The organism is Pseudarthrobacter scleromae, assembly GCF_014644515.1.
Lineage (GTDB): Bacteria > Actinomycetota > Actinomycetes > Actinomycetales > Micrococcaceae > Arthrobacter > Arthrobacter scleromae.
Genome location: NZ_BMKV01000002.1, coordinates 274,646 through 289,967 on the forward strand (window position 1 = coordinate 274,646; position 15,322 = coordinate 289,967).

Here is a 15,322-nt window from a genome sequence, read left to right on the forward strand (position 1 = left end):
ACACAGTTTTCTTAGAAATCCTTTGCTTGTCCTTTTCGGTGACGGAGACCACACTTTTTATATGAAGGCACCGCAGGAAGATTCCTGAAGGTCGCCAGTGAAATTTTCCCCCAGCTCTTAAGGAGAGCTCCCATGAGCATTGCCAGCAAGCAGATCGCGTTCAGTGAGATCCCGGTTATCGACATTGAAAACCTGGTCAACGGCACCGACGCCGAAGGCGTCTCACGCAAGGTCGGCAAGGTATGCGAGGAGGTCGGCTTCTTTTACGTCAAAAACCATGGCGTTCCGCAGGAGCTGATTGACCGCGTCTACAAGGCCACCAAGGAGTTCTTCGAGCTGCCGCAGGAAATTAAGGACCGCCTTCACGTCGCCAAGTCCGGACCGACCCTTCGCGGTTACATCCCGCCGTACGGTGAAAATGCTGACCCGAAGAAAACTCGCGACCTCAAGGAGGTCTTCGACTACGGTGTCCACGAGGAAAAGGTTTCGCCCTTCTTCGGCCCGAACCCCATGCCCACCGAAGAGGAACTTCCCGGGTTCAAGGAAGCCTGCGAGGAATACCATGACGCCATGATGGCGCTGGCCCGCAAGCTCGTCAGCGCCTTCGCGATAAGCCTGGACCTTCCCGCCGACTACTTCGAGAAGATGCAGCAACACCCGATCACGATCCAGCGCCTCCTGCACTACCCGTCCCAGCAGGGCGAGGTCACTGAAGCAGAAATCGGCATCGGCGCCCACACCGACTACGGCTTCCTCACCATCCTTTCCCAGGACGCCGTCGGCGGCCTGCAGGTACGCAACAGCGAAGGCGAATGGATCAGCGCCCCGCCGATCGAAGGTGCCTTCGTCATCAACATCGGCGATCTCGTGCAGACCATGACAAACGGCCGCTACTCCTCCACCCTGCACCGGGTCATCAACACCAGCGGAGTCGCCCGCTACTCCATCCCGTTCTTCATCGACCTGGATTACACAGCCGTTGTTGACGTCGTCCCGACCTGCAAAGACGAAAACAACCTCTCCGAGACCGCGCCCTTCACATGTGGTGAGTACAAGTACGGCCGCTTTGTGGACGTCTACCCCCACCTGCAGGAAACTGACAAGGAACTCACTTCAGCTTCCTAGCACGTTGGGTCTGGGGTGCCGAAAAGCTCTTTCGGCACCCCGCCGCCTGGGAGCACAGAAAGTGATTACAGCCGCGCGGAGGTAACCGCGTGAGACATCTCCAGGTGCAAACTTAGCGTGGCTCCTCCTGCGTCCCGCACCTAATGCTGACTCGCACTTTGGGGGACGTGCGATGGGCTCTGCTGGCGGCCCCTGCACGCTGAAGCAGCTTTACGTGACCAGCAGGGATCGCCTACCGGCAGCCGGACCCGATTAATTCTTACTGCCGCAACCACGCCGTCCTACAGCTGGTCCACCCGCTAGGAACGATACGGTCTTCAGTCGGGCCTCTGTATTCTGTTCCCCGTTCGTCCTTAGGAAGAAATGACCCACCTCCACGTTGTCTCCCGGTACCGGACTTACACCGATGCCTCGGACGAAGTCTTGAAACTACTGGCGCTCATGGCAGAAGCTACCCGCAAAGAGGCGGGTAACTTGTCCTACGACGTGTACCAAGGTCTTGAAGATCACCGGGAGATCACAACTCTCGAGACTTACCGGTCGCAGGAGGACTTCGACCTCCACTGCCATACGCCCCACTACCTCTCGATAGCGCCTGGCCAAATCCTTCCGCGGCTGGAGCAGAGAAGTGTCTCTACCTATACATCCGAACCATTGCCCTACGAAGTACCCTAACGGCCCAAAGCATGGCGGATGCCTTGCAATGTCCACCTGGATGGATACGGACACTATTGACGCTCGGGTGGTTAGGCGGCACGAAGAAGACCTCCGTGCGGTATTGAATTCTTTGGAGTCCATTACCGCACGGAGGTCTTCTTCGTCCCAACTAATGCTCTCCTGACCCCCTCATGGCCCGCTTCACCCGCCCACTGTGCAGATTGCCCCTGCCCGCCGGACAGGAGGGCGGAGAGGTTTCGAGTCTCTGTAGCCCAGTACTCCAGCAAAAGGTGAGCAGGATTGTCCTTGATGTCCAAGTTCAATGCCTAACGAAGCGGGAAGCGGTAGCAGTTCCCGCCGGACAGGGCCCGTGGGGCTGTCCAAACCACGCTTTGACCCGCAAGCCTGCCTTTGAACGCCATAATGCCCGGTCCGCTGTATCCCGATGACGTCACGGGGGGCGGCCAGGTCCTATAGATACCGCTGGGCCCGCTGGCTGTACGGCCAGATAGGCGCTTTAGGCGAATATATGGTGATTCCTGCCTGCAGGCCAGACTGCAAGATCAGGACTGCAGGTCGCATGCCGGGGCTGGTCGGGTGCCGACAGTCGGCGGTACCGCCCATCCTCCTTCAGCCAACCTTGCCCGAGCAGTAGGTGCAGCAAACGTGTACTGGGTTTATGACCAGATGCGTAGGACTGATCCGAGGTTTAGGCCGATGTCGCGGTCCCGTCCCGATCGCTTTTGGTGGGAGAGTCATTTTTCTGCGGCCTTTTCACCGTCAGGATGAGGTCCTGGAACTTGTCAGCTAACGGACCTCCGGGCGGGCTGCTGGACTGACGGCTGACCGCCCCCAGGTTGGGATCACAGGATGGCAAAAAGCTAGTAAGCGCTGCCCGCGGGCTGTGTCGCTGGGGTATCCCTTCCACGGTGGCAACCGTGCGGCTACCGAACTCGGTTCGAAAGTTGGCGGCCCCGAGCAGCACGCCGGCGGGGGTGGAAGTCGATGCCGGACATCAGCCCAGCAGTAAGGCCCCCTGCCCCCACGGACAATGACAAAAGGCCGCCGGCAAGGACGGCCGTGTTGCTTGCAAGAAGGGTGGACAAGATGCCGGAGGTGGCAAGTGTCCACATGCTCAGGTAGTACAAGCGGGCCAAGGTCCAGGTCTCCTTTGTCGTCGTTATGTGTGATGCGGCAAGAAGGGTCGGGCCCTGACGTGCGCGAAGGCCCGACGCCTTGGCGCCGGGCCTCCTCCGAGGGGTCCCCGGTAATCAAGTACTACTCAGGCGGCGTCGGATGAGGTATCCGACGCCGCCTGAGTCAGCATAAAACTCGTTAGAGCTCGCTGGGTGCGCCAGGTTCGCCGACTGCGGGGTTGAGGCCGTATTTCTCAAGGATCTTTTTGATGGTGCCGTTTTCACGGAGCTCTTCAATGTCCTCGTCCAGTGCCTTGCCGAAGGCCTCGTTGTCGAGGCTGGAGGGCAACATGACTTGGCCGACCGCGGCGAATTCGGGGACGTTCGGGTTGGGTTTGACGTCGATCACCGTGGCGCCTTCGACAGGGTTTTGCTTGAATCGGTAGCTGGCGGACGCAGCCCCGGCCATAAGCGCGTCGATGCGGCCGGCCTTAAGGTCCGCGTAGATGGACTCGTCGTCCTGGTAGATCTTAAAGCTATCCCCAAGCCACTTCTGCATGCTGGCATTCCACAGGTTGCCAGCGACCGATCCAACCGTTTTGCCCTCAAGATCGTCGGTGGTAAGACCGGCCTTCGAGACGACAGCTTGGGGGTCCTTCCACAGCGGCGCGCTCATGTAGATGATTTCCTTCCGCGCCGTCGTGCGCAGCCAGCCTCCAGAGCCGATGTCGGCGCGCTTCGTCTCTACGGACGGAACCACCGCGCCGGCGCCGCCGGAGGTGGTTACGGTGACCTTTAGGCATTCGAGTTTGGCGATCTCATTGATCAGGTCGCCTTCTGCGCCGGTGAGGGTCTCACCGTCCACGATCGTGGCGGGTGCAAAATCGTAGCTGGCGACTGTGAGCTCGCCAGGGGTGATCGTTTTGAGGTCACTGTGTGCCGGCGTGCAATCGGATGCGCTCCCGGCGGTGTCGTTGCCGCCGCAGGCGGCGAGGGAAATGGCGAGCAGGCTGGCGGCAGTGCCAGCAGAAAGCGCACGGATGAGTGTGCGGGGGGTTCGTGACATGGTTGTTCTTCCTTGCCGGAGTGGGGGGCAGGTCGCCCGGGATGAATGGAACGGAATTCGGTTTCGAAGGCGAAGTTGAAGCGTCGGCGAGCAGCCTTGGTGCTGAGAGGGGGTGACGACCGCGACCTCCGCGCCGCGGCATTCTTTGGCCGCTGGTCGGGGACGCCGGAGGAGAACCTCCGACGTCGCCCAAGAGCAGCGCTGCGAGGTGGTTAGAGTTCGGTCGGTTCGCCGGGCTCGCCAACAACGGGGTCGAGTCCGTATTTTTCGAGGATCTTCTTGATGGTGCCGTCTTCGCGGAGTTTTTTGATGTCCTCGTCCAGGGCCTTGCCGAGCGCTTCGTTGTCGAGACTGGATGGGAGCATGACCTGGCCCACTGCAGCGAATTGGGGGACGTTGGGATTCGGCTTGACGTTGATCACCGTGGCACCCTCGATGGGGTTGTCTTTGAACCGGTAGTTAGCGACGGCTGCACCTGCTATGAGCGCGTCGATGCGGCCGGCTTTGAGGTCCCCGTAGATGGATTCGTCGTCCTGGTAGATCTTGAACTTGTCCCCGAGCCACTTCTGCATGCTTTCGTTCCAAAGGTTGCCGGCGACCGAACCTACTATCTTGCCCTCCAGGTCGTCACTCGTGAGACCGGTCTTGGAGACGACTGCCTGAGGGTCGTCCCACAGAGGCGTGCTCATATAGACGATCTTCGTCCGTTCCTTGGTGCGCAGCCAGTTTCCCGAGCCGATGTCGGCCCGTCCTGACTGCACGGACGGGATCACAGCGCCTGCGCCGCCTGAGGTGCTGACCGTGAGCTTGAGGCATTCCATCTTGGCTATTTCCGTGATCAGATCGCCCTCCATGCCACTGAAGTTTTCGCCGTCCAGGATCGTGACGGGTGCGTAGTCGTAGCTGGCGACGGTGAGTTCGCCTTCGGTGACGGTTTTCAAGTCAGCATGTGCCGGGGTGCAGTCAGCGGCGGGTCCTGCAGATTCCTCTCCGCCGCAGGCGGTAAGGGACATGGCGAGCAGGCCGGCCGCGGTGCCGGCGGAAAGCACGCGCACGAGCGTGCGAAGAGTTGGTGACATGGTTGTTTTTCTTTCTTTGCGGTGGCGTATCGCCCAATGGAGGTTTTGAGGTCGGGTTTAGTTGCGTTGCAGGTGGCGGCCGAGGCGCCGTTCCAGCAGGCGGACGAAGCCGAGGAAGATGAGGGTGAGGGATCCGTAAATGACGGCGGTGAGCATGTAGACGCTGAGGTATTCGAAGGTGATCGAGGCGATCTCGAATGCCTTGGACATCAGTTCGGGTACGGCGATCACGAACGCGAGGGCGCTGCCTTGGAAGACGAGGACGGCGAGGCCGGCCAGGGGCGGGGTGGAGATCCGGAGGGCTTGGGGCAGGATGATGAGCCGGAATCCGGTCCAGCCGCGGAGGCCGGAGGTTAGGGCGGCTTCTTTCTGTCCCAGTGGCACCGCAGCGATTCCGGCGCGGAAGTACTCGGACGCGTAGGCGCCGGTGTTCCAGCTCAGGGCGATGATCGCGGTGGTCAAGGAGGTCAGGGTGATGCCGGCGTCGGGGAGGCTGAAGTACAGCAGGTACAGCAGCACCAGGGCCGGCAGTCCACGCCCGACTTCAACAAACAGGAACGAGATCCACTGGAATGGGACGACTTTCGACGCGGCCATCACGGCGAACAGCAGGCCGAGCGGGAACCCGAAAAGCAGCGACAGTCCGGTCAGCTGGAGGCTGACCACCAGCCCCGGGGCCAGGTTGGGCATCCATTCGAGCCATTGGGTGAGCATGTCCATCACGCCACTCCGATCTTCTTGCGCAGCCCGAGATCGACTTGCCGGGCGACGACGGCGACGACGAGGCTAATCACGATATACAGGGCGCCGGCAACGATGAATGAAAGCAGCCCCTCATGCGTCTGCCTCGCGGCTTGCTGGGCGTAGTAGGTGATCTCACGGACTCCGATGGTGGAGGCCAGGGCGGAGTCTTTCAGCAGCCCAATTGCGTAGGTGGCGATCGCGGGCAGCGCAACCCTAAACGCTTGCGGTGTAATGATGTGCCCAACCGTGGTGATCGGGCTGAGTCCGAGCGCGTGGGCGGCTTCGCGCTGGCCCTCCGGAATACTCAGCAGGCCCGAACGGTAAATTTCGGCCATGAACGCTGACGCGATGATGGAGAAGCCAATGATGGCGGCCTGAATCGTCGTCAGCCGCAGCGCGAACTGCGGCAGGCCGAAGTAGATCAGGAACAGCCACGTGATCGGGGGGATCACCCGGACCACGTTGATGTAAAAGGTGGCAACAGCGCGGACGATGCCGAAGGGTGAGCGTGCGGCCCCGACGAGAACCAGGCCGATGATGCCACCGATCAGCAAGGAAGCGCCGGTGACATAGAGGGTTAAGCCGACGCCCCGGGCGACCGCGGGCAGCAGTTCTGCAATCATTGCCCTCTCACCTGTCCAGGACGGCTTTGAGGAACTGCCGGGTGCGTTCGTTCTGCGGGTCCGACATCACCTGCTGGCTCGGGCCGATTTCCAGCACACCGCCGTTGCCCATCACCATGATCCGGTCCGAGACGTCGCGGGCGAAGTGCATCTCGTGGGTGACCACCAGCATGGTCATGCCCTCGTCGGCAAGGTCCCGCATGACCGCCAGGACCTCCAGGCCAATCTCCGGATCCAGCGCCGACGTTGGTTCGTCGAAAAGCATGACCTTCGGAGACAGCGCCAAGGCGCGGGCGATCGCGATGCGCTGCTGCTGCCCGCCGGAGAGACGGGCGGGGTACGCCTTGGCTTTGTCCGGCAGGCCCACCCGCTTTAGGAGCCGGTTGGCGACCTCTTCGGCCTGGTCCCTGCTGGCACCGAGGACCTTGCGCTGGGGCAACGTGATGTTCTCCATCACCGTCAGGTGCGGGAACAGGTTGAAGCTCTGGAACACCATTCCGGTGACTCGCCGGAGGTGGTCCAGGCTTGCCTTGTCCGGCAGTTTCCCGCCGGCAACAACCTTGGCTCCGCCGATCGCGATGGTGCCCTCCGTGGGCGTTTCCAGGTAGTTCAGGCAACGCAGGAAAGTGCTCTTGCCTGCTCCCGAGGGCCCGATGATCGAAACAACCTCGCCCTCGTTCATCGACAGATTCACATTGGACAACACCCGGCTCGCACCGTAACTCTTACCAAGCCCCGAAACCACAACCTCGCCGGTGAGAGCGGTAGGGGGAGCTTTCGTGCCAAAACTTAGGCCCATTGTTCGTTTCCTTCGTATAGCGGACGCATAAACCCTTTGAGCGGTCCGCTGCCGGTGCCGCATGCTCTGCAGGGCCGGGCGACTTGCTCATTACCGATGGCATCAGCTGTTAGGTCCCCCACAACGCTGTGTGCCGTACGTCACTCTAGTCCGCCACTGCGAAGTTGTCTACTATCGCCTGAAAATTCGAATGACTTTGTACTCTGCTGTAGATGTCTACCCCTACCCAGAGGCGTCAGGAGTAGGCCTCAGAAAAGCGATCCTATACGGCATGGAGCGGCTATTTCATTGACTGACACCGTCGGCGGGCATAGCATTTCGAGAGCCAGTAGTTGTTAGACAAGTTTTCGCAGTACGAACCACTACGGCACATCATCGTCCGCTGAAAGAGGCAAAATGGCTGTGTACGATCTGCTTATTGTTGGTGGTGGCCCTGCCGGTGTAGGAACCGCCTACCAGCTACGGAATTCGGGTCTTTCAATCAAGCTTCTTGAGGCTTCCGCAGAAGTCGGCGGGAGAACGAAAAGCGTCCCCCTCCCCGGCGGTGTCGCCAACACGGGTGCGCAGTTCGTGTATGTGGGTACCAGGACGCACGAACTGGTGGACGAGCTGGGGCTCGGTTCTATTCCTTTCGAACCCGGGACCTATGGCATCGCTTTCGACGGCAGCACTTCTGTCGGGCGTACCAACAAGGAGGTAGTGGCGCGTCTTCCGCTCACCGGCAATGAGCGTGCTGAACTGCTGCAACTCCTGGATGACTCGGTCAACGAGTATGCGGCGATGACCGCAGGCGGCGTGTTTACCGACCGTGCAGATAGTTTGGCGACTGTAACGGTTGCTGAACGGCTGGAGAAGCTGTCGCCGAGGGTCCGTGACAACGCTGCGACGGCCATCCGCGCAGGTGCTGTCGGTGAGCCAACGGAAATCATCGCCCAGTACGCATTGCGCTACTTCGCCAGCTATCTCGCGCATGACACACAGAACCGTCGGCTGCTTGTCGATGGGATGCAGTCCATTGTCCTCGCCATGGCCGCACAACTTTCCCCTGAAGTGGTTGGTACGTCTACGTCCGTGACGAACGTGGAAATTAATGCCACTCGCGGTGTGTTTGCCATCAAGGCGCAGACTCCCGCTGGTGAAGCTGAGTATGAAGCACGGCAAGTGCTGATGGCAGTTCCTGCCCCGTTGATAGAAGCAATCGTTCCAGACCTGCCTGAGTGGAAGAGGGCGGCGCTCCGGGCGGCGGCAACTCCTGGGAACACCACGATGGTGATAGCCGCAGATGTTTCGGATGTCCCCGAGTACAGGGACTGGGGAATGGTGACCACCGTGGGACGCAGGTTCGACTGCATACTGAATGCCACTCCCGGCCGATGGCGTAGTGATGACGCTCCCGGGATCGTGCACTTCATGTGCTACGCGAACCAGGTGGGATACCAGCCAGGACTCCCCGGGAACGCCGTCGCGGAAGAGTGGTGGCTGGAAGACTTCCTCGCCGTTGCTCCTGGTCTGCGCGGACGGATTAGAGGCCATTACGTCCAGACCTGGGAACATTGCTTTGCACTGTTGGGGCTGGACCGCGCGGATTCGCTCCCGGAGATTCGCCGACAGGCTGAGGGCATCCACTTCGCAGGCGACTGGAGTTCAACAACCGCGGGTTCCCATGGAGCATTTGCAGAGGCTGACCGGGTGGCCGCCGATGTCCTTCGCGCTCTCGCCACGGCACGATAGCCAACGGATCGGTCAACCGATCATCGATGGATCAGCGCCGTGGATTTGGCCGCCCGAAAGATAACAAAACTCCGGCGCCCGCTGTAGTCGCCGCTTCCATGATTGATTTTGGGGACGGCGTTAGCGCTACGGCCGCATGTCTCCTGACGAAGCGTGGGAGCTGATCCACTTTTACTCCGGCAGGGAGGACGCCCTGAGGGGTTCCCTGCGGGGAAGGCAGGAAGGCGGGAAGCCGGGTGGTGAGCACTGCTCGCCGGAGCTGCCGCCAGCGGCAGCGTAGCCTGCCGTACTAACTATTTACGTTCACCTTTGCCTGGAAACTGCAGTCAGGGTGCCGCCGAATCACAGCTGCCTCACCTCGGCGAAATGCAGCAAAGAACCGGAGCGGATCTGCTTCCGCTCCGGTTCTTTGCTGCCCATCCCGGGATGTCGGTTCAGTGGGTGTAACCGGCAGCAGCCTCGGTGAGACTCATGCCCTTCGTTTCAGGAGCAAGCCATTGTGACAGCCCAGCACCAGCGAACGCGACGGCAGCCGCAATCAGCATGGTGGTGCTGGTACCGAGATTTTCTATAGCCAGCGGCATGAGAAAAGTACCTACGAAGGCGCCGATACGGCTGATTGACGTCGCGAAGCCAGTTCCTATGCCACGGATTTCCGTAGGAAAAATTTCCGCGGGGTACACGCCGGTCAGCGTGGTGTATCCGGCATTGAAGAAGGAGAAAACGAGGAACAGGACGAGGACCACGGCCGGCGGGGCGCCACCCCAGATGCCGATGACCGCGAGAACAACTGCACACAGCCACTGGGTTGGTACGGTCAGCACGCGACGTCCCAATTTGTCGATCAGGAAGAAGGTGATCACCACACCTGCCAATGCGACTGCCGACAGGCCCACGCCTCCGGCAAGGCCGCCAGCAAGTCCATACTGGTGGAGAACACTGTCCGCGAAGGTGGCAATCGCGAAATAGGGTGCGACTGCGCAGAACCAGAAACCGGAAATGAACAAGGTCGAGCGCCAGTACTGCCTGGAGAACAGCATCGCGAAACTGCCCTTGCGCACATCCTCATGTTCAAGATCGCTGAGGGCGTCGTCGGGCAGGTACTTCTGTGCGAGGAGACGGGCTTCGTCCCGTCGGCCGACGCTGAAAAGCCAGCGTGGTGACTCGGGCATGCCGAGCCGGGCGATGAACAAGAGGAGAGCCAGGAAGGTGCTGGTTCCCAGGATAAAGCGCCAGCCAATTTCCGTGTACTCATTGAGTAGGTAGCCGATGAGGTAGGCCATCATGAAACCGCCGTACCAAGCAATGTTCATGGCACCCAGAAGTCGCCCTCGGAGGCGGGTCGGTGAGAACTCGCCCATCAAGGGCCACCCAACGGAATACTCGATGCCTATGGCTATGCCCATCAAAAGCCTCGCCACCAACAGCAGCACTGGCGAGTCAATGAAGAACTGCATGGCCGAAGCTACCGTGAACAGCGCGATGTCGAACGTAAAGAGTGGCTTTCGTCCCCACTTGTCAGCTGCCCATCCGCCCAGCGGAGAGCCAGCCAGGATTCCCAGCAGGGCAGCGGCAACAATAAGGCCTTCCCACAACGGGGACAGCTGCAGCTCATCAGCCATGGCAGAGGAAACCGGTCCGACGATGCCCAGGATGTAACCATCCAGGAGCATCCCGCCAATCAGGACGGCGATCATTCGGTTGAGAAAGCGCCGTTTCCCGGTCTCTACGGTGTTTTTGGGTCGAGTTTGTAGGCTCATTACGGCTTGCCCGGACCGCCGGCCCAGACCATGAATACTGGTTCAGTTCCCCGATTATGGATCCGGTGGGGGATGCTTGGCGGGACGGCAAGGGCGTCACCGGCCGTCAGGGGATACTCATTCTCTCCATCGTCGATAATGCCCTCGCCCGATACGCAGTAAAAAACCTCCCAGGCTCCTTCATGGCCGGGGTCGACGGCGCCTGTGTCGCCGGGATTTACGAGGGAGCTGCCAAACCACATCGCATCGTTGCGCAGGTACTCCCTACAAAGTTCCGGGCCTTCGTAGAAGACGCTCGCTTCGTTCTGCCGGATAACATAGGGGGCGGAAGCTGTCATAGCAAATACTCCTTTATAAACGCTTTGTTAGCTGGATTGTTCGATAGTTGAGGAGGGCAGCCGCTGTCGGAAATCGAGCTCAAGTACCCAATCCTCGGAAATAGAAATCGTGTTGCGGCTAAGGACGTCATGCTGACGTAATCTGGAAGCCGTCGCTGGCGTGGAATAACTTTCGACCGCTTTCAACGGTAAGAAGCCAGATGTAGGCACCATCATGGCTGCAGTCGTCGACAATACCGTCGTATCCTTCACCGTTCGGCTGGAACAAACGGCCCCTTTGGCCTGGGCGTATTTCCGCCCATTGGGCCAGAGCCATCTGAAGAGCTTTCATAAAACCTCTTTGCTGGTCCTAGTCCATAACTTGAGAAGTGGTATAGAAATGAGCTTCTTGTCCTACAACTTTGCTCTACTAAACGTAATCCACCTCACATGCCAAGTCAAGATCACTTCGTAACGACTACAGCCACGCTTGGCGGGATACGCAACCCGGTTTGATTTCACCCTTATGGGTGATGTGGCTCCAGATACGTCCGCGGGGACTAGACATTTCGGCTCGTAGTAGTTGCGAGTTGTCCCATCGCGGGTAAGGTGTGATACATGCAACAAGATCTCTTGTCCAGTGATGCTGAAAGCCAGAGTACTGCTCAGCGGCCCCCACAAAGAGTTAGTGCTGCAGGGCGTGCAGTGCAGGCACTGCGGCGTCGTCTGGCAGAAGGGACATGGTCCGCCGGCGATCGTTTGCCATCAGAGCCGCAACTTGCCGAGGAACTCGGAGTCAGCAGGGTCAGTACCCGCACCGCCCTTGCCCAGCTCGAAGGGGAGGGGCTTATTAGCCGAAGGCGAGGTTCCGGGACCTACGTTAATTCAGTTCGGCCACTGGTAAGCAGCCTGCACCAAAATGTAGGTGCTGATCAGCTGATCACTTCCACCGGACACGTGCCCGGAATTTCAGAAATGTCATGGCGGCAAAGTAAGGCTGACGAAGAGATCGCGGAACGCTTAGGGATCGATCTCGGCGCCGAAATTATCCATTTGTATCGGGTGCGGACCTCAGACGGTTCCCCTGTCACTGTCGAACATGACTATTTCCCGGCGGCCCTTCTACACGGGCGGCCCTTCAACCTGGGATCGTCGCTGTACGCGTTCCTGGCATCCGAGTGCGGCATTGAAATCACTTTCGGGATTGCTAACCTTGAGCCTGCGCTGGTAGGACCGGAACGGGCGTCCGTGCTTGGCGTTGAAGAAACTGATTTGTGCCTGGTGATAAAGCAGGTTGACTATGATGCAGCCGAAATGCCTGTTTCCTACTCCGTCGAGTACCACCTCGCCAGCGCATTCGATTTTCGGCTAGTCAGGCAAGGACCCGCTCATCTGGCTGCTTCAGCTGCTCCGGGAAGCAAGGCGTAACCCCTTTCGTCACCACACTGCGCGTTAGTGGACTCTCGTGCAGGAGTGGAAGCTCGTTGTTCCGACTCATGGCCGTTTTGCCAGACTGAGCAAAAACCTCTCTCACGGGTCCGGCCGTGGCCTGCTCGCTCCAGGCCCTGGCATGCGTGGCGTTGGGAGCCGCAGCCGCGAGGCTGCGGCTCCCAACGGGAGCGTCAGGTGGCCCTGGTTAGGAAACGTATTCCTTGTCCTTTTCGCTGTCCGCGACGCGGGCTTCCCAGAAAGCTGCTCCGCGGATTCCCAATGCCTTTGGGTCGAAGACCGGGTCAATGCCCATCTTCCGTTGGCGGTCATAGTCACGGCACACCTTGATGATCACCGGGAACAGCAGCAGCAGGCAGAACATGTTGCACCACGCCAGGAGTCCGAACCCGACGTCGCCAGCCGCCCAAACAGCCCCTGCGTTCGCGACGGAACCGAAGAAGGAAATGCCCAGGGCACCAAACTTGAGGACTACGCCAATCACGTTCTTTGCCTTCTCGCTTTTTACCAGGAAGGAGAGGTTCGTCGTCGCAACATAGAAGTAGAAAATTTGGGAGGTAAAAGCGAAGAGGAACACTGCTATAGCCACGAAGGCGGGGCCAGCCCCGGGAATGGCGGTGTCGATTGCGGCCTGGACAAAGTTCGGTCCGGCAACCAGGCCCGGGTAGCCTTCGAAGAGGAAGCCACCCTTGCCGTCCTCGACGTTATACATGCCGGAGACGACGATCATGAGCCCTGTCGCCATGCAGATCAGCAGCACTGTGATGTAGATGCTGAAGGCCTGGACAATTCCCTGCTTGCCCGGGTGGGTGTTCTGGGCTGCCGCCGCTGCATAGGTGCCCTCACCGTCACCCGCGGCGGAGGCAAATACGGCCCGGCGAACTCCCCATTGCACGGCAAACCCGACGATGCCGCCGAACACCTGATCCATGCCCAAGGCGGAGGTCACGATGAGCGTGATCGCTTCCGGAACCTTGTCAATGTTCACCCCGATGATGACGATGGCGCACAGGATGAATCCGATGGACATCGTCGGAACAATCGCCTGGGCGAAGTTCACGATTCGCTTGGTTCCACCGACGATGACCAGGAACAGGATGGCGGTGACAATGAGGCCGGTAACCCAGGTCTCGAGGCCGAAGGCCAGGTGTGCGCTGGATGCGATGTTGTTGACCTGAATGCCGGGGAAGATAAATCCGTAACCCACCACGCTGATAAGCGCCACGATCACGGCCAACCAGGGTGCCCGCAGACCATGCTTGATGTAGAACGGCATACCGCCGCGCTGCTCGCCGTCGACCTTTTGCTTGAATGTCTGGGCAAGCACCGCCTCGGCATAGGCAACCGTGGATCCCAGCAGGGCGGTTACCGCCATCCACATCAGCGCGCCCGGGCCGCCCGCAGCGATCGCGGTGGCTACGCCTGCGATGGAGCCGACGCCAACACGGGCTCCAAGAGTCAGGGAAAGTGCCTGGAACGCGGAAAGCCCGCCTTCGCCTCCCTCGCTCTGGCGGATCTGCCGGAGCATATCCGGGAAGCGGCGAACCTGTACGCCCAAGGTTGCGATGGTGAACAGCGTGCCGAGGCCAAGGACCACATAGGCCAATGGACTCCAGAGCATACCGCTGAGTGTTGACAGTGTTTCTTCCACGATAATTCCAATTCAGATGATTGTGCGTTGCAGGGCGCCATTCGATGTCGGACGAGCATCATCGATCGAGCAGTGAAGAATTTGTAGCTGTGAGCGGCAGTGCTCATACGCCAGCATTCACGAAGGGCGGTCTTCAGTTTTGATTAAAGCCATTAGGGGCACCGGCCGGGCTGGGGCCGACGCGAAAACGATCTTGTTGATGTCATGGGTAGGCCCGGCCCTGGAGATGCCAGGGCCGGGCCGCAAGCGCTGTTGTCTTTAGCTGTTCAGTGTCTTGAGTGCCTGTTCCAGGCCGCTGAGATGCTGCGCCGGAAGTTCCAGGAACGGTTCACGGGGCGCCCCAACCGGAACCCCCTGCAGCCGCAGGCCGGCCTTGACCGCCTGGGAGAAGGGCAACTGAAGCAGAGCGTCGATGACGGGGTAAACCCGGTTCCACGCTGCGCGGGCCGTTTCAATATCACCGTCACGCAGGGCGCGGACCACCGCAACGATTTCGTCTGGTACCACGTTTGCTGCACCTGCCATCACACCGGCTGCCCCCTCGAGGAGTGCGCTGAAGCTGAAGCTGTCCCAGCCCTGGATGAGCTTGATGTCGTCGCTGTAGTAGTGGATGAGCCGGAGGGCCTGGTCCCAATCACCGCTGGAGTCCTTCACGTACTGGACGTTGGGGATGTCACGGCCAAAGCCGGCCAGGGTCTCGGCATCGAGGTTCACTCCGGTCACGCCCGGATTGTTGTACAGCATGACCGGGATCTTGATGGAACCGGTGACGGTCTTGAAGTAGTGAGTAATTTCTTCGATGGTCAACGCCTCGTAGTACGGGGCGTTGAGCATGACGACGTCGGCCCCGGTCTTTTCTGCAGCCTGGGCCAGACGGATGGCGCGCTTGGCCGTGAGCGCGCCGACGTTGGCGACGACGGGGACCCGTCCGGCGGTGTGCTTTACGACGACCTCAAAGACGTGGATGCGCTCGGCGTCGCTCATAGCGGCGACTTCGCCGGTGCCGCCACCGGCAACCAGTGCGTCCACGCCGGCGTTGACCGAACGGTCAATGAGCAGGCGAAGCAGGTCGTCGTCGATCGCGCCGTCGTCGCCGAACGGGGTGGACAGGGCAGTGAGTACGCCCCTGATTTCCTTGGACATAGTGTTTTGTTCCTTAAGGCAAGTAGGGATGCTTGGCAGGGC

13 protein-coding genes are annotated in these 15,322 nt (G+C 60.1%); 4 read left to right on the forward strand and 9 right to left on the reverse strand.

What is annotated here, in order from left to right; all coding sequences use genetic code 11:
- The first annotated feature begins 132 nt into the window (after positions 1-132).
- Together IEX33_RS06165 and IEX33_RS06170 are read left to right on the forward strand one after the other, a co-directional pair.
- Positions 133-1,125 (forward strand): isopenicillin N synthase family dioxygenase, encoded by a 993-nt coding sequence (locus IEX33_RS06165; RefSeq protein WP_188728597.1) that lies wholly within the window; start codon positions 133-135, stop codon positions 1,123-1,125.
- Between the two features lie 363 nt (positions 1,126-1,488).
- Positions 1,489-1,800, forward strand: a complete 312-nt coding sequence (locus IEX33_RS06170) for a putative quinol monooxygenase (protein ID WP_188728599.1) — start codon at positions 1,489-1,491, stop codon at positions 1,798-1,800.
- Between the two features lie 1,317 nt (positions 1,801-3,117).
- Here the strand turns inward: IEX33_RS06170 and IEX33_RS06175 are convergent.
- From IEX33_RS06175 to IEX33_RS06195, 5 genes are all read right to left on the reverse strand, one after another.
- Complete coding sequence (locus IEX33_RS06175; protein ID WP_188728601.1) at positions 3,118-3,984, reverse strand: substrate-binding periplasmic protein; 867 nt, start codon at positions 3,982-3,984, stop codon at positions 3,118-3,120.
- Between the two features lie 212 nt (positions 3,985-4,196).
- Complete coding sequence (locus IEX33_RS06180) at positions 4,197-5,063, reverse strand: substrate-binding periplasmic protein (protein WP_188728603.1); 867 nt, start codon at positions 5,061-5,063, stop codon at positions 4,197-4,199.
- Between the two features lie 57 nt (positions 5,064-5,120).
- Complete coding sequence (locus IEX33_RS06185) at positions 5,121-5,783, reverse strand: amino acid ABC transporter permease (RefSeq protein WP_188728605.1); 663 nt, start codon at positions 5,781-5,783, stop codon at positions 5,121-5,123.
- Entirely contained in the window at positions 5,783-6,430 is a 648-nt protein-coding gene (locus tag IEX33_RS06190; RefSeq protein ID WP_188728607.1) for an amino acid ABC transporter permease, read from the reverse strand. Before IEX33_RS06190 ends, IEX33_RS06185 begins: the two co-directional genes overlap by 1 nt.
- 7 nt (positions 6,431-6,437) lie before the next feature.
- Positions 6,438-7,229 carry an amino acid ABC transporter ATP-binding protein gene (locus IEX33_RS06195; RefSeq protein WP_188728609.1) on the reverse strand — a complete coding sequence of 264 codons (792 nt, stop codon included), beginning with the start codon at positions 7,227-7,229 and terminating at the stop codon, positions 6,438-6,440.
- 396 nt (positions 7,230-7,625) lie between these two features.
- Here IEX33_RS06195 and IEX33_RS06200 point away from each other — a divergent pair, with 396 nt between their 5' ends.
- A complete protein-coding gene (locus IEX33_RS06200; RefSeq protein ID WP_188728611.1) occupies positions 7,626-8,960 on the forward strand; it encodes a flavin monoamine oxidase family protein in 1,335 nt (444 codons plus the stop codon).
- Positions 8,961-9,394: 434 nt separating this feature from the next.
- Here the strand turns inward: IEX33_RS06200 and IEX33_RS06205 are convergent, their stop codons facing one another.
- On the reverse strand, positions 9,395-10,720 hold the full coding sequence (locus IEX33_RS06205) for an MFS transporter (RefSeq protein ID WP_188728613.1): 1,326 nt from the start codon (positions 10,718-10,720) through the stop codon (positions 9,395-9,397).
- Positions 10,720-11,058 (reverse strand): cupin domain-containing protein, encoded by a 339-nt coding sequence (locus tag IEX33_RS06210; RefSeq protein ID WP_188728615.1) that lies wholly within the window; start codon positions 11,056-11,058, stop codon positions 10,720-10,722. Before IEX33_RS06210 ends, IEX33_RS06205 begins: the two co-directional genes overlap by 1 nt.
- A gap of 597 nt (positions 11,059-11,655) precedes the next feature.
- On the opposite strand from IEX33_RS06210, the gene IEX33_RS06215 reads away from it, so the two are divergent.
- Positions 11,656-12,465: a GntR family transcriptional regulator gene (locus tag IEX33_RS06215; protein WP_188728617.1), complete on the forward strand. Its 810-nt coding sequence runs from the start codon at positions 11,656-11,658 to the stop codon at positions 12,463-12,465.
- A 208-nt stretch (positions 12,466-12,673) separates the two neighbouring features.
- Here IEX33_RS06215 and IEX33_RS06220 read toward each other — a convergent pair whose 3' ends face one another.
- Together IEX33_RS06220 and IEX33_RS06225 are read right to left on the reverse strand one after the other, a co-directional pair.
- Entirely contained in the window at positions 12,674-14,107 is a 1,434-nt protein-coding gene (locus tag IEX33_RS06220) for an alanine/glycine:cation symporter family protein (protein WP_188728619.1), read from the reverse strand.
- A gap of 288 nt (positions 14,108-14,395) precedes the next feature.
- Positions 14,396-15,280, reverse strand: a complete 885-nt coding sequence (locus IEX33_RS06225) for a dihydrodipicolinate synthase family protein (protein WP_188728621.1) — start codon at positions 15,278-15,280, stop codon at positions 14,396-14,398.
- Positions 15,281-15,322: the final 42 nt, after the last annotated feature.